9 protein-coding genes are annotated in these 14,600 nt (G+C 45.1%); 5 read left to right on the top strand and 4 right to left on the bottom strand.

What is annotated here, in order from left to right; genetic code table 11:
• Positions 1-288 precede the first annotated feature (288 nt).
• Both R8N47_RS14880 and tadA read left to right on the top strand, forming a co-directional pair.
• Complete coding sequence (locus R8N47_RS14880; RefSeq protein WP_064353667.1) at positions 289-1,848, top strand: AbgT family transporter; 1,560 nt, start codon at positions 289-291, stop codon at positions 1,846-1,848.
• 212 nt (positions 1,849-2,060) lie between these two features.
• On the top strand, positions 2,061-2,609 hold the full coding sequence (gene tadA, locus R8N47_RS14875) for a tRNA adenosine(34) deaminase TadA (protein ID WP_081248149.1): 549 nt from the start codon (positions 2,061-2,063) through the stop codon (positions 2,607-2,609).
• A 573-nt stretch (positions 2,610-3,182) separates the two neighbouring features.
• Here the strand turns inward: tadA and mltF are convergent.
• Positions 3,183-4,760 carry a membrane-bound lytic murein transglycosylase MltF gene (mltF, locus tag R8N47_RS14870; protein ID WP_064353669.1) on the bottom strand — a complete coding sequence of 526 codons (1,578 nt, stop codon included), beginning with the start codon at positions 4,758-4,760 and terminating at the stop codon, positions 3,183-3,185.
• 299 nt (positions 4,761-5,059) lie between these two features.
• Here mltF and purL point away from each other — a divergent pair, with 299 nt between their 5' ends.
• Both purL and R8N47_RS14860 read left to right on the top strand, forming a co-directional pair.
• Positions 5,060-8,953: a phosphoribosylformylglycinamidine synthase gene (gene purL / locus R8N47_RS14865; protein WP_064353670.1), complete on the top strand. Its 3,894-nt coding sequence runs from the start codon at positions 5,060-5,062 to the stop codon at positions 8,951-8,953.
• 294 nt (positions 8,954-9,247) lie between these two features.
• Positions 9,248-9,556 carry a DUF3622 domain-containing protein gene (locus R8N47_RS14860; RefSeq protein WP_025998700.1) on the top strand — a complete coding sequence of 103 codons (309 nt, stop codon included), beginning with the start codon at positions 9,248-9,250 and terminating at the stop codon, positions 9,554-9,556.
• A gap of 90 nt (positions 9,557-9,646) precedes the next feature.
• On the opposite strand, the gene R8N47_RS14855 is transcribed toward R8N47_RS14860, so the two are convergent.
• From R8N47_RS14855 to R8N47_RS14845, 3 genes are all read right to left on the bottom strand, one after another.
• Positions 9,647-10,087: a hypothetical protein gene (locus R8N47_RS14855; protein WP_005381599.1), complete on the bottom strand. Its 441-nt coding sequence runs from the start codon at positions 10,085-10,087 to the stop codon at positions 9,647-9,649.
• Positions 10,088-10,205: 118 nt separating this feature from the next.
• Entirely contained in the window at positions 10,206-12,392 is a 2,187-nt protein-coding gene (locus tag R8N47_RS14850) for a TonB-dependent receptor domain-containing protein (protein ID WP_064353672.1), read from the bottom strand.
• A 263-nt stretch (positions 12,393-12,655) separates the two neighbouring features.
• A complete protein-coding gene (locus tag R8N47_RS14845) occupies positions 12,656-13,723 on the bottom strand; it encodes a succinylglutamate desuccinylase/aspartoacylase family protein (protein WP_017635689.1) in 1,068 nt (355 codons plus the stop codon).
• Between the two features lie 330 nt (positions 13,724-14,053).
• Between R8N47_RS14845 and R8N47_RS14840 the strand changes: the two genes are divergently transcribed.
• A complete protein-coding gene (locus R8N47_RS14840; protein ID WP_005381596.1) occupies positions 14,054-14,593 on the top strand; it encodes a DUF3332 domain-containing protein in 540 nt (179 codons plus the stop codon).
• Positions 14,594-14,600: the final 7 nt, after the last annotated feature.

Genomic DNA, 14,600 nt, shown 5'->3' with positions numbered 1-14,600 from the left:
GTTCAATTGCATACATGGGCTGAGACAAATGCGGATGTAACTCCTGTTTGATACCGGATTTGTCACGGTTAATAAATGGTTTTTGAACTGTTAATTGAGTTGATGTTCTACTGTTTTTATTATGTTTAATTGAAGTGGTGTTTTTGCAAAAAATGTCTCCAATTATGAAAAAAAATCTAGAACCTTGTGCTTTCTCCATTAGTGTTTACTAGAATACTCGTTGGATAGTAGGTCGTTATAATTATTCAAATAGGCCTTGGCACCAACATCATTCACTATGGAGTTACCATGAGTAACCAAGCTGTAAATAAGGCACCATCATCGAAGCCGAGCGGGATGGAGCGCTTTTTAAACTTTATCGAGAGGACAGGTAACAAAATTCCTGATCCTGCGATTTTGTTCTTCTGGGCATTGATCATTACTTGGGCGGCGTCAGCACTTTTGTCGAATGTATCATTCGCTCTTCCAAACCCTCGAACGGGCGAAGCTCTTACTATCACCAACTTACTTACGGGCGAAGCGCTAGCAAGTTTCCTTGCTAACATGGTGACGACGTTTACTGGCTTTGCGCCACTGGGTATCGTACTTGTCGCAATGCTAGGTGTGGGTGTTGCAGATTCTTCGGGTTTTATTACGACGGGTCTTAAGAAGATGCTGAACTTCACGCCAGCTAAGCTTCTTACTCCAATGCTTATTTTGGTTGCCATTGTATCGCATACTGCGGCAGATGCAGGCTATGTTCTAGTTATTCCTCTTGGCGGTATTATCTTCCATGCGGCAGGTCGTCACCCTTTAGCAGGTATTGCGGCAGCATTTGCAGGTGTATCTGGTGGCTTCTCTGCAAACTTTATCCCTTCAGGTATCGATCCGCTATTGGCTGGCTTTACGCAAACTGCGGCGCAGGTTCTTGATCCTGAATATGTGGTTAACCCATTAGCGAACATCTTCTTCACTGGCCTATCCTCTATCATTATTGTGGGGATTGGTTGGTACGTGACAGAGAAAATCATCGAGCCTCGTTTATCAAAAATGCCAATTGATGATGATGCGGAAACCGCGCCAAACCTAGGTTCATTTACTGAACTGGAATCAAAAGCATTCCGTTATGCAGGTTGGGCAATGATGGCGGGTATTGCTTTACTTGTTGCAGCGTTAATTCCAGAAACATCAGCACTTCGCTCGCCTGAAGGTGAAATTACAGCCTTCTCAGCACCGATAATGAAGTCTATCGTGCCGTTGATCTTTATTCTGTTTATCATTCCTGGTTACGTTTACGGTAAAGTGTCTGGAACGTTCAAGACCAGCAACGACATTATCAAAGCGATGGCTGATACTATGTCAACCATGGGCGCATACATTGTTATGTCGTTCTTCTGTGCTCAGTTCCTATCTGCATTTGCTCAGTCAAACATCGGTACGATGCTAGCGTTGTATGGCGCAGAAGGCTTAAAAGCGATGAACCTACCAGGTGAAGTGACCATCATCGGTATGATCCTTCTAACCGCATCTGTAAACCTACTTATTGGTTCGGCATCGGCAAAATGGGCTTTAATTGGTCCAATCCTAGTGCCAATGCTAATGGCGGTTGGTATCTCGCCTGAGCTGTCTCAGGCGGCTTACCGTGTGGGTGACTCTGTATCGAACATCATTTCGCCTCTAATGGTATTTTTCCCTCTTGTTGTGGTTTACTGTCAGCGTTATGTGAAGTCGGCTGGTATCGGTACGCTTGCGTCACTAATGATGCCATTCTCGATCGCAATGCTGATCGGTTGGTCTATCTTCCTAGTTGCTTATTGGATGGTAGGTATCCCGCTAGGCATTCAAGCTCCTTACACTTACACAATGTAAAAACGTGTAGGGTGTGAAAGCCGCTAATTGGCAGCCAAAAAGCGCAGGTCTTCGATCTGCGTTTTTTTGTTCTCGTAAAACGAACATCGATAGGTCTTGTAACTAGTTTTTTGGAGTTGCAGACTTTGTCCCGTGATGTGTTGCTGTAGTGAAACCGAAGTTGGTGATAAAATTCCTGACTTCAATCGTTTTTTGTTTCTTTGGAGCCTCCTTTGTCTAACCATCCGTTTTCCCCTCAAGATGAATTGTTTATGCGCAGAGCGATGGAGCTTGCTGAGCAAGCAGAAGCTGAGGGGGAAGTACCTGTTGGCGCAGTGCTTGTCAAAGATGGTGAAATTATCGCTGAGGGGTGGAATCGCTCTATTGGTACTAATGACGCTACCGCACATGCTGAGATCCAAACGCTGCGTAAAGCAGGCCAAAAGCTAGAAAATTACCGCCTTCTGGATACGACGTTATATGTAACACTTGAGCCATGCCCAATGTGTGCCGGAGCCTTATTGCATAGCCGCGTTAAGCGGGTTGTTTTTGGAGCGCCAGATTTAAAAGCTGGAGCAGCAGGAACAGTGCTTAATTTGTTTGAAAGTCAAGCCGCTTACCATTACGCCTTAATTGAAAAGGGGCTGCTAGAAGATGAGTGCCGTACTCAGCTACAAGCGTTTTTTAAGCGCCGCCGAAAGGAAATTAAAGCGAAGAAGCAAGCACAAAAAGCATTAGAAAATGGAGAGAGCGAACAAGGTAGTAGGAGTGGTGAGGGCTAGCAAACACCTACAACGTGGTAGATGTTTGCTTGGACGCACTAGTGATTGACTAAATGTACAAAAACACGATTACGTGAACTTACTTTCTTTTTCATACATGTCAGTTTACGTTTACGTCGGATAGCAGCTACTGTGTTATTTAAACGCTTTGACTGCACTCTACGTCTTCTCATATTCAAAACCTCCTGCAGACAAGACTTATACCAGTAAAGTGCGGCTCATCGATGCTTGGCAATAGGCTCGATAATCGCACTAAACATTGTATGGTTTAAACGTTCTTCATTTGACTTCTGCATTGCACAGAGCCAGCAAACAATTTCAATACGATGCTTAATAATAGGAGTGACGTTATTTCGGCAGAGTGTAGCCGAAGGCGCCGCTTCATCAAGTGAGCTAAACCATGTGGTTACAAAGCAATCAGTTTTACTAACGATGAAGAAAAGGCGACCAACCAAAGGAATGGTTGAGTGTGGTTGGTGTCACTCAGAATATTGGATTCTAGATAAGTTTTCGTTAGGACTCAACAAAAATGACGAGCTTCATAGGCTCGTCATTTTTTAGTTTACCGCGGGTTTATTCTTCAATGCTTTCTTGTTCGGTGTCTTCTTCAACCGTGACGTCAGAAGCGCCAGAGACTTGTTCTACGACGGTCTCTACTGCGCCCGATATCAAAATGTCGGGGTTGAGCGGCGGAATCACTTGCAAGTCATCGCTATTCTCATCAATCGCTGGCTGTTGGCTGACATGACCAATGATGGATTGGTAGTAACGTCGAATATTTTCTACGTAATTACGCGCTTCATCGCCTCTGGCGTACCCATAGCGAGTTTGGCTGTAATAGCGCTTCTGACGAAGTAAAGGCAGCCTGTCTTTTACATCGGCCCAAGCGTTCGGATCGCCACCTTGTGCTTTGGTGAGTCGTCGTGCGTCCATCATGTGGCCGTAACCAATATTGTATGAAGCTAACGCAAACCATATTTTTTCATGCTCGTTGATGCTATCAGGCACGCGACCTACAATGCGACGTAAGTACTCGACACCACCACGAACAGATTGCTCAGGGTCTAAACGGTTTGTTACCCCGACGCTTTTCGCCGTTGGCAGAGTCAGCATCATCATCCCCCTAACACCCGTTGGCGATTTTGCTGTTGGTTTCCAGTGTGACTCTTGATACGCCAATGCTGCAATTAAGCGCCAGTCGAACTCTTCGCTGTACTTTTGGAATAAAGGTGCCCACTTAGGCAATTTGTCATCCAGAGCTCGAATGAATGCGCGAGTATCAACGTAATCAAATGCCTCAATATGACCAATGTACTTTTCTTCGAGGGTGGACAGTTCTCCTGATTGTTTGATGTTACCGAAAAACTCTATCAGCATCGCATACAAACTTTCGTCTTCAGAACGTCGAGTAAACCAAGACACTGGTTGATCTTCTGTAAGTTCAAATGCGAGCGCAAGATCGGGGTAAAGGCGTTGAGCTAGGGAAAGTTCCACCGAATCAGTCACAGTAAAACGTAACTCACCCGTCGATACGTATTTGAGTAAGTCTTTCGTGTCAGCATCACCAACAATTTCAAACTGAAGTTCTGGATACTGCTTCTTTAACGCTGTTAGGGTCGGAACATATTGCGATTGTTCAACGATCTTTAATGTTTGCGCTCCTGCATTTGTATCTTCGTCGGACTCGTCGTCTTTCGAGGCTTGGTATTCAATGAGTTGTTCGATATCACGTGGTCGAAGTTGCCCTTTTTTATATACCACTTGTTGGCTTACATAATAATAGGCAGGGCCTGGTCTAAATCGTTTGACTGCTTGTGACGTTTGATTTAAACCCGTAGCGATGATATCGATATCTCCTTTCTTAAGAGCAGGAAAAAGCTCAGCCTGGCGAAAGGCTGGTTTAATCTCGAGTTTGACGCCGAGCTGCTCCGCAAACTGACGCGCCAATTCGTAATCCAACCCTGCGGGACCATCGGGTCCTATGTAGTAGGAAAGCTGATTGTTTAGCGTGCCAACACGAAGCACACCACGTTCTTGAATTTTTTCAAATTCACTTTTGGGCTCCGACTCAATCTGGCAAGCAGAGAGCAAAAGAACAGAAACTAAAATTAGAGCACTGCGCTTGAGCCGGTTGAAGTGACTTATTTGCATTAATAGGTACATCTTGGAAAATTTCTATTTGCCTTTATATCAAAGCGAGCTCATGGGGCAAAGTGAATCACACACTTATAACGTGACATTGTGTGTTTTATCGACATTTTAGTTGTAATTCAAATTTGACAAAAAAAATGACGCAAACGGTTGCTTTTGGTGTTACATCACAAAAACAATTACTATATAATGCGCTCGCAATGACGAGGTGGAATCGGCATAGGTTCGACAGGGCTTATTTTAAGTGTCTGAATTTATTCCAATATCACCTTAATCAATTGCATAAGAGACCTAAGCACATGAGAATTTTGCGTGGCTCCCCAGCTCTTTCTGAGTTTCGTGTTAATAAACTACTGGAACTTTGTCGTGAACAAGATCTGCCTGTAACTGGTATTTATGCCGAGTTTATGCACTTTGCCGATCTAAAGTCAGACCTTGATGACCAAGAGTTAGAAAAACTTGAAAAGTTACTAACTTACGGCCCAACCATCGAAGAGCATGAGCCTGAAGGTCTTCTACTTCTTGTCACGCCTCGTCCTGGCACTATCTCGCCTTGGTCTTCTAAATCTACCGATATCGCTGTTAACTGTGGTCTGGATAAAGTGAAACGTCTAGAGCGTGGTACGGCTTATTATGTCGAATCTTCAGTTGTTCTATCAGAAGCTCAAGCTGACGCTGTTAAAGCGTTAATTCACGACCGCATGATGGAAACAGTATTCACAGCATTTGAAGCCGCATCAGCATTATTTACTGTTGCAGAGCCTAAGCCTGTCGCACATGTTGATATCTTAGCTGGCGGTCGTCTTGCGCTTGAAGAGGCAAACGTTTCCCTTGGCTTGGCACTCGCAGAAGATGAAATTGATTACTTGGTAGAGAACTTTACTAAGCTTGGGCGTAACCCAAACGACATTGAATTGATGATGTTTGCTCAGGCGAACTCAGAGCATTGTCGCCACAAAATTTTTAACGCAGATTGGACTATCGACGGGGTAGATCAACCTAAGTCTTTGTTCAAAATGATCAAAAACACTTTTGAAACGACACCTGACTATGTGCTGTCTGCATACAAAGACAACGCAGCCGTTATGACAGGTTCTAAAGCGGGGCGTTTCTTCCCTGACCCTAAATCCCGTCAATACACATACCACCATGAAGATACGCACATCTTGATGAAGGTAGAAACGCACAACCACCCAACGGCAATCTCTCCGTGGCCGGGCGCATCGACTGGCTCAGGCGGTGAAATCCGTGACGAAGGCGCGACGGGTATCGGCGGTAAGCCAAAAGCGGGTCTGGTTGGTTTTACAACCTCTAACTTACGTATTCCTGGTTTTGAACAGCCATGGGAAACCGACTTCGGCAAGCCGGGTCGTATTGTAAATGCGTTAGACATCATGCTTGAAGGTCCTCTAGGAGGCGCGGCATTCAACAACGAATTTGGTCGTCCAAATCTATTGGGTTACTTCCGTACTTACGAAGAAAAAGTCACTTCTCATGCGGGTGAAGAAATTCGTGGTTACCACAAACCAATCATGATTGCTGGTGGTATGGGTAACATCCGAGATGAACACGTACAGAAGAAAGAGATTCCAGTGGGTGCGAGCCTAATCGTACTTGGTGGTCCGGCAATGAACATCGGTCTTGGTGGTGGCGCGGCGTCCTCAATGGCATCTGGTCAGTCAGCAGAAGATCTGGACTTCGCTTCAGTACAGCGTGAAAACCCAGAGATGGAACGTCGCTGTCAGGAAGTGATCGACCGTTGTTGGCAGTTAGGCGACGACAACCCAATCGCATTTATCCACGATGTGGGTGCAGGCGGTATCTCTAACGCATTGCCTGAACTTGTCGACGACGGTGAGCGTGGCGGTAAGTTCCAATTACGCGATGTACCAAACGATGAGCCGGGCATGAGCCCACTGGAAATCTGGTGTAACGAATCACAGGAACGTTACGTTCTAGCGGTAGCGCCAGAAAACATGGAAGCATTCGACGCAATCTGTAAGCGTGAACGCGCACCGTATGCAGTGGTGGGTGTAGCGACAGAAGAGCGTCATCTAACGCTAGAAGATTCTCACTTCGACAATACGCCGATCGATATGCCAATGGATATCCTGCTTGGTAAGCCACCGAAGATGCACCGCGACGCAACCACACTAAAAGTGGAAAGCCCTGCCATTGTTCGTGATGGTATTGAGCTTAATGAAGCGGTGGATCGCGTACTTCGTCTTCCTGCTGTTGCAGAAAAAACATTCCTAATTACTATCGGTGACCGAACAGTAACGGGTCTGGTTGCTCGTGATCAAATGGTTGGTCCTTGGCAGGTACCAGTAGCAAACTGCGCAGTAACAGCGGCAAGCTACGACACTTACCATGGCGAAGCAATGTCGATGGGTGAGCGCACGCCAGTGGCATTACTAGACTTTGGTGCATCGGCTCGCCTAGCAGTTGGTGAGTCACTAACGAACATTGCGGCAACAGACATCGGTGATATTAAACACATTAAACTGTCTGCGAACTGGATGTCTCCAGCGGGTCACCCAGGTGAAGATGCGGGTCTTTACGAAGCAGTGAAAGCGGTGGGTGAAGAACTGTGTCCTGCTTTAGGTTTGACTATCCCAGTTGGTAAAGACTCCATGTCGATGAAAACCAAGTGGGAAGAAAACGGCGAGAGCAAAGAAGTTACTTCTCCACTGTCGCTAGTTATCACGGCATTTGGTCGTGTGGAAGACGTACGTAAGACCGTGACTCCTCAACTACGCACTGACAAAGGAAATACTTCTCTAGTTCTTGTTGACTTGGGTAACGGCAAAAACCGCTTAGGTGCGACAGCATTGGCACAAGTATACAAACAGCTGGGTGACAAACCTGCTGACGTAGATAATGCAGAGCAGCTAAAAGGCTTCTTTGATGCAATGCAAGCGTTAGTACGTGATGACAAGCTAGTGGCTTACCACGATAAAGGCGACGGCGGTCTGTTTGTTACACTGGCTGAGATGGCATTCGCGGGTCACTGTGGCGTAAAAGCGAACATCGCAGAGCTGGGTGATGATGCGCTAGCCGTTCTATTTAACGAAGAGCTAGGTGCGGTTGTTCAAGTTAAGAATGATGATCTAGATTCAGTTCTATCTACTCTGGCGGCAAACGGCTTAGAGGCATGCTCACATGTGATTGGTTCTGTTGAAGCTTCAGACGACTTTGTTATCACTTCTGGTGATGCAGTTGTGCTTGAACGTTCACGTACCGAACTACGCGTTATCTGGGCTGAAACAACGCATAAGATGCAAGGTCTACGTGATAACCCTGCGTGTGCAGACCAAGAGCACGAAGCTAAGAAAGACAACTCTGACCCTGGTCTAAACGTTAAGCTCAGCTTCGACGTAAATGAAGACGTTGCAGCACCGTACATTGCGAAAGGTGCTAAACCTAAGATGGCAATCCTACGTGAGCAGGGCGTTAACTCCCACGTCGAAATGGCAGCAGCGTTTGACCGAGCTGGTTTTGAAGCAACCGACATCCATATGAGCGATATCCTAACGGGCCAAGCGGTACTGGATGAATACCATGGCCTAGTAGCTTGTGGTGGCTTTTCTTACGGCGACGTACTAGGTGCGGGTGAAGGTTGGGCTAAGTCTATCCTGTTTAACGCACAAGCTCGTGAACAGTTCCAAGCCTTCTTCAACCGTGAAGAGACGTTCTCTTTAGGTGTATGTAACGGTTGTCAGATGCTATCAAACCTGAAAGAGCTGATCCCAGGTGCAGACTTGTGGCCACGTTTTGTGCGCAACGAATCTGAGCGTTTTGAAGCGCGCTTTAGTCTAGTTGAAGTTCAGAAATCTGACTCTGTATTCTTCGACGGAATGGCTGGTTCGCGCATGCCAATCGCGGTTTCCCACGGTGAAGGGCGTGTAGAAGTACGTGATGCAGAGCACCTAGCAGCGATTGAGGCATCAGGTACGGTTGCGGTTCGTTACGTGGATAACCTCGGTAACCCAACACAACAATACCCGAACAACCCGAATGGTTCGCCAAACGCGATTACCGGTTTAACAACAGCAGACGGTCGCGTAACTATCATGATGCCTCACCCAGAGCGCGTATTCCGCACAGTTGCAAATTCTTGGGCTCCGGAAGGTTGGGGTGAAAATGGCGCTTGGATGCGTATGTTCCAAAATGCCCGTAAGAATATCGGTTAATTAACCAAAGGTTAATGTAGCTTAAGTAAAGCGTTGGTTGAGAGACCAGCGCTTTCTTTTTTCTTATCACTCTTTTTCTTCGTCGCTCTTTCTAGTGACTTGGCGAAACGTTGCTTTGTTCTGCCTCTTCTTTGTCATCTATTATCTAGCGTAAAAAACTTGCAGCGTTTAGATTACTTTTATGCTCTAATACCGCGCTTACCAAGGGATGGTGTTAAACAGCTCAGCTTAGATGGAGTTATCAAGTTGACCGAATCCCTGATTGATCCCTAAATCCCTTAGGAAATGAAAGAAATGTCTAAGAATCCAAAATTTGCTATCCGCGTCACTGAAAAACGTAACGGCTGGAGCGCAGAAATCACTCGCCAAGTGACATCTCGTAAGACTGTAGTATCAAAGCGTGAAACAGGCTTTGACAGCGAAGAGAAAGCACAAGCTTGGGCTGAACAAGAACTGGCTGGATTTATCCAAAACCAAGTGGTTCGTAACGAGCGTAAAGCAGCGCAACGTCAAGAGCGTGAAGCAGAACAACTAGCGGCAAAAGTTCGTAAAGAAGAAGCCCGCAAAGCACGTGAAACCGAAGTAGACACTGACGAAGAATAAGTTTAAATCGGTGAGATGGTGACGTTACCCATCAAACAAATAGTGAAAATGCCCTGAGTTTTGTCTCAGGGCATTTTTTATTTATATCGGCTAAAAACAATCCGATGATACGGACAGGCTAAACGTGCCGTCTTCAGGGGCTGCAAATTGTTTATTGCCAGGAAGAAGGTGAGGGTTATTAGCATAAGTGCGATGTGTCGATTTGACCTTTGCAGAATGTCTTTCCGGTAAATCAAAGTGTTGTAAGCCGTCAGATAGATCGTTTGCTTCACCGTAGTCGAAATGTGTTGCGACGTCTTTGGGCTGCTTGGCGTAACGACAGTGATCCGGCTTACCATCTTCGTGCCAAGTTAAAGAGTTAGTTTTTGCATCTAGATTCAGGTTATTTGCTGTTGGCTGTGCGTAAAAATCTTCTGAAACTTGGTGCTTGCTTTGTTCTTGTAAGTAGTCTGCAATGTTCTCAGAAGCTTGCGCTAGGCTACCTACAGGGAAGAAGCAAATCAGAAGAAGCCGTGTTTTTAGATTGTTCATAATGTGTATGCAAGCAAAAGGAAATGATAATACTGATAAATAAAACGGCGTGCAATTATGGCCATTGGATACGATATAACAGGGCAGTTAATGTCTGCCCTGCATCTTTTAGGTATGGTTAGTATTGATAAGTGAGGTGCAGTTTGACTTCGCGACCAGGCGAAGGCACGCCATTAGATAGGTATGCTTCGTAGTAACGATCGGTTAAGTTTTTCACAACCGCGCCAACGCTCAAGCCTTCGACTTGTTGTATTTCCCAAACCACGTAAGCGTTTTGTAGCGTGTATTGCTCACTTGGCGATTTCACTTTTAAATTATTACCGCTTGCCTTGGTTTTGGTTTGCGCATCATACCAACGGACTTCCCAGCCCGTACGTAAACCAGGAATCCATTCGTAACCTAAACCCAGATTAATGTTTAATGGCGGTACATCAGGATGATCATCATCTGAACCTGTAGAGTCAGATAGGCTACCTTTGTTTTTGCCGCGAATGTAACTTGCTGAGAAATTACTGTAGAAATCTTCAATCCGGTATTGTGAAATTAGCTCAAAGCCATAGTTTTTAAAGCCATCTAGGTTTGTATTCCAGCTTTGTAACTCAGTAGTATTTTTGTCGAGGTTATCGCCCGTTCGTATATCAACTGTGTCGCTAACATCGTTATAGAACATAGTTAACTCTGTTGCGAGGTTATCGCGAGAGTTCACCAGCCCTTCCGTTAAGTTGATAACGCTTGCTTGATAAGCATGGATACGAGACACGTCCAGATTCAAAGCAGTAGCCGTAGCGGTAGCTCGCGCATATTGCACTGAGTAGATGTTATCAACGGTTGGTGCTTTTAAAGCGTAGGCGTAGGAGGCGTTTAAACGCGTATTATTGCTCGCATCAAAGTCGATATCCAAACGTGGGCTAAAGCCTTTATGCGTCGTTTCACCGTAGTTATGTCCGGCAACTGGATCATTATAATCCGGCGCAGCGTTCCCTTTTCCTTCACTCTTGATGTATTCGTAACGCAGAGAAGGTGTGATTGTTAGGCGGTCTGTTGCTTGATAGTGATCAGCAATGTAAGCGGCATAAATTGACTGCGTGCCAGATGGTTCGTAGTAAGGGGTGTACCAACCGTAGTTTTTCGCTTCATTACTGTCGTATGATGCGTTGAATACTAACGAGTCTCTATCGGTTTTTTGATATTGAAGCCCAGTGACTAGAGTGTGGTCTCCGAATTGCGCTTGGTTAAACACATCAACGTAATCACGCTCGTAACTCAGCCATGACTCATGACCGTAACTGCCAACAGAAACGAACATTTTCTCGAATGCTACGTCAGGGCGAACCCAATGACGATCGTTTTCGGAACGTGCCATTTTGATATTGAAATCAATATACGGGTTAGTCGGCATGTAGTGGTAAGAGATGGTCGTGGTGTTGTCCGTGTATTTGTTATCGACGGTGTAAGCGTATTGGGCTTTTTCTAATGAGCCGTATTTCTTGATATTGTATTCGGTGATGTTAGGCATTTTTCCGCGGCGGTTAGCCCAAGGTTTACGACCTTCATCTTTGTAGCGAGTGTGGCTAATTTCAAACTCGTGATCGTTGTTTTCATAACCGACCTTTACGAGCATGTTTTCTTGCTCATAACCTGAGTAATCCAGCGTTTCACCACCTCCGACTTTAATGTCATCAGAATCTTTTACCGAGCCATTCGCTAGAAAATAAAAACCAGTATCGTTTTTACCATAGAGTGTTAGCGTGTAGGCGTTCTCATCGCCGTTGGTGTTGTATGCACTTGAGATGCGAGCACCAAAGTTTCTTTCGCCGTACAGGAGATCATCGACACTTTTGGTTTTAATGCGAATGGAGCCACCAAACTTCCCGTTGAGTGCTCGATAGTCGTGCGCGCCCTTGATAATTTCTGCTTCGCCAATTAAGAACGGATCAAAAAAGAAGGTACCGTAGCGGTATTGTTGAAAGCCAATTGGAGCGCCATCGACAAACACGGCGATATCGCTTGGATCATCAAAACCACGAATGTTAATACGTTCGCCACCAGAACGACCGCCACCATCTATTGATGCACCGGGAACGGCATCGATCATTGAGGCAAAATTAGAGTACTGTTGCTCTTCAATCTCTGACCAATTAATGGTGGTTTGCGCAGGCTCAGCAATGGTAATAGGTTTGGCATAACGAACGCCTATGACTTCAAGCTCTTCATTTGGCGCTGTCTCGGCATATGAATAAAGAGGGAAGAGCAAAGCCAGTGAAATGAGATTTACTTTGAGTGGATGACTTTTTAATCGTTTCATATTGATGATTTATAGTGTTTTTATGAAGCTCGGATTATAAGAACATTATTACGATTAATAAATGATAATGAGATTAATTATCAAATGTGTTTTTGCGACGGATTGTAAAGTTTTTTATCCATTCGTGGAAACTACGATAAGTATCGTTAGCGTACATAAAACAAAAAGCCCAGCATCATGGACGCTGAGCTTATTGGCTTTAAACAAGATAGTGCGAGCACTGTTGCTCCTTTTGAGCTAATCAGGCGCCTACTTGGTAGGAATTACTGAGTTTCTAACGGTATCTGTCCGGTGGTCAGCGGCTCGGCATCGAATTCAGTGAGGCCTTCAATATAGCTTTCGACTGCTTGCTCTAAAGCATTATCACCTTGGTTAAAATAGGCAAGGTGGAAAATTGCATCGCCTTCGTTCACCAATGGTAATGTTTGTTGACCGATAACCAAACCACGCTTCGGGGCTTTTAGTTCTATCTCGTCATGACCAAGAGGAGAGCTAATATAAGCGAGCGTTTCACCCTGTTCTACTTTGTCTCCCAGATTAACGACAGTACGCAAAATGCCGTTACCTGACGCGCGAACCCAGCTGGTGGACTTCGCTATGATAGGCTCAGGCAGCTTTTTCCTGCTCGCACGCAACATACCAATGGCTTGCATTACGCGCCGAACCCCGAGTACACCAGCGCTGATCGAAAGTGGATCAAAACGCAATGCTTCGCCAGCTTCGTAGGTGAGCACTGGAATATCGCATTTTTCTGCTTCACTGCGTAAAGAGCCATCACGCAATGCTGAATCAACAATCACTGGCGTTGCAAATGCTTGAGCAATACGCAGAGTTTCTGAGTTGCTTAAGTTTGCGCGGATCTGTGGCAAGTTCGTGCGATGAATGGCCCCTGTGTGTAGATCCAAAATGTAGTCACAACGCTTGGCAATGTTGTTAAAGAACCCGTGTGCCATACGAGATGCAAGTGCGCCTTTTTCACTGCCAGGAAAGCAACGGTTGAGATCTCGTCGGTCGGGCAAGTAACGAGATTTATGGATGAAACCAAAAACGTTAACGATAGGTACTGCAATGACAGTGCCTTTCAGTTTTTGTGGATCCAGTTGGTTAATGATCTGACGAACGATTTCTACGCCATTAAGCTCATCACCATGGATAGCGGCATTCACCATTAACACTGGTCCTTCTTGTTTCCCATGGATGATTTCCACAGGAATAGATAAAGGCGAATGTGTATATAGCTTCGCTGCTTCAAATTCGATCTCTAATCGTTGTCCTGGTTGTATTTGATGTCCTAAGAGCTCAAATACTTTGCTTTTTTTACTTCTGGCCATAAACCATCTCTGTCAAATGCGTCATCAGCAATGTAACAATTGCTGCAAAATCGCACTAATCATTCTCATTAAGGACACGACAAATTACTTTAATCGTCATGCGTGAAATTTTGGTATGTGTGAAGTTTTTGTTTTCAATATGATCTTTTCTATCAGTTTAATACATAACAAGCCATAGAGAAGAGAGCGCAATAATAGCCTTAAAAAATGTGACTGTATTAAAAATAATACTGTTCATGGAGGACAAAAAAACGGACTTTTAACCCTACTTTTTATCCGATAATATCCGCGCCGAATTTGAGGTTTCACACTTTCTAACTAGAGGTTTTGATGAAAAAGGCAATTGCTAAAATTGGTGCATTGACTGCGGTAGCAGTTTCACTTTCAGGTTGCGTAGGTAGTAATGCCGTGACAGGTTATGTCATGGGGTTTAACTTGAAAGCTGTTGACAACCGTTACGCTCGAGGTGGCCTAAATATGCTTTTAGCGCCTGTTTATGGTGTCGCGATCGCAGCGGATTATATCGTGTTTAACTCTCTAGAATTTTGGACGGGTAAGAACCCGTTAAATGGTAAGCCACATATCTTCGATACAAAGGTAGATACTTACATTGATGTCAATCACCAGTTAGATAAGTCGTTAACGACGGCACCAATCGCACCATTAGCGGATAACCGTGTCATTGAGCAGGGGCGAATGCAGCAAATCGATGAGAACACTGTTCAAATGGATATTACTTACAGTAACGGTGAAAAGGCGACACTCATGGGTGTACGCGATGGTGAGTTTGTTACTTACTACATTGATGGTGAAGTTGCTGCACAAACCTCAATGGATGAATTAGCCGCTTACGCGCAAAACCGTGTGTAGTTGGGTT

Source organism: Vibrio sp. 2132-1, from assembly GCF_033344315.1.
This window is presented reverse-complemented; position numbering and strand designations above follow the sequence as displayed.

Excerpts from the sequence above, each read along its gene's own strand:
- R8N47_RS14880 (WP_064353667.1), top strand. The coding sequence starts at position 289 with ATGAGTAACCAAGCTGTAAATAAGGCACCATCATCGAAGCCGAGCGGG.
- mltF (WP_064353669.1), bottom strand. The coding sequence starts at position 4,760 with ATGCAAATAAGTCACTTCAACCGGCTCAAGCGCAGTGCTCTAATTTTA.
- purL (WP_064353670.1), top strand. The coding sequence starts at position 5,060 with ATGAGAATTTTGCGTGGCTCCCCAGCTCTTTCTGAGTTTCGTGTTAAT.
- R8N47_RS14860 (WP_025998700.1), top strand. The coding sequence starts at position 9,248 with ATGTCTAAGAATCCAAAATTTGCTATCCGCGTCACTGAAAAACGTAAC.
- R8N47_RS14855 (WP_005381599.1), bottom strand. The coding sequence starts at position 10,087 with ATGAACAATCTAAAAACACGGCTTCTTCTGATTTGCTTCTTCCCTGTA.
- R8N47_RS14850 (WP_064353672.1), bottom strand. The coding sequence starts at position 12,392 with ATGAAACGATTAAAAAGTCATCCACTCAAAGTAAATCTCATTTCACTG.
- R8N47_RS14845 (WP_017635689.1), bottom strand. The coding sequence starts at position 13,723 with ATGGCCAGAAGTAAAAAAAGCAAAGTATTTGAGCTCTTAGGACATCAA.
- R8N47_RS14840 (WP_005381596.1), top strand. The coding sequence starts at position 14,054 with ATGAAAAAGGCAATTGCTAAAATTGGTGCATTGACTGCGGTAGCAGTT.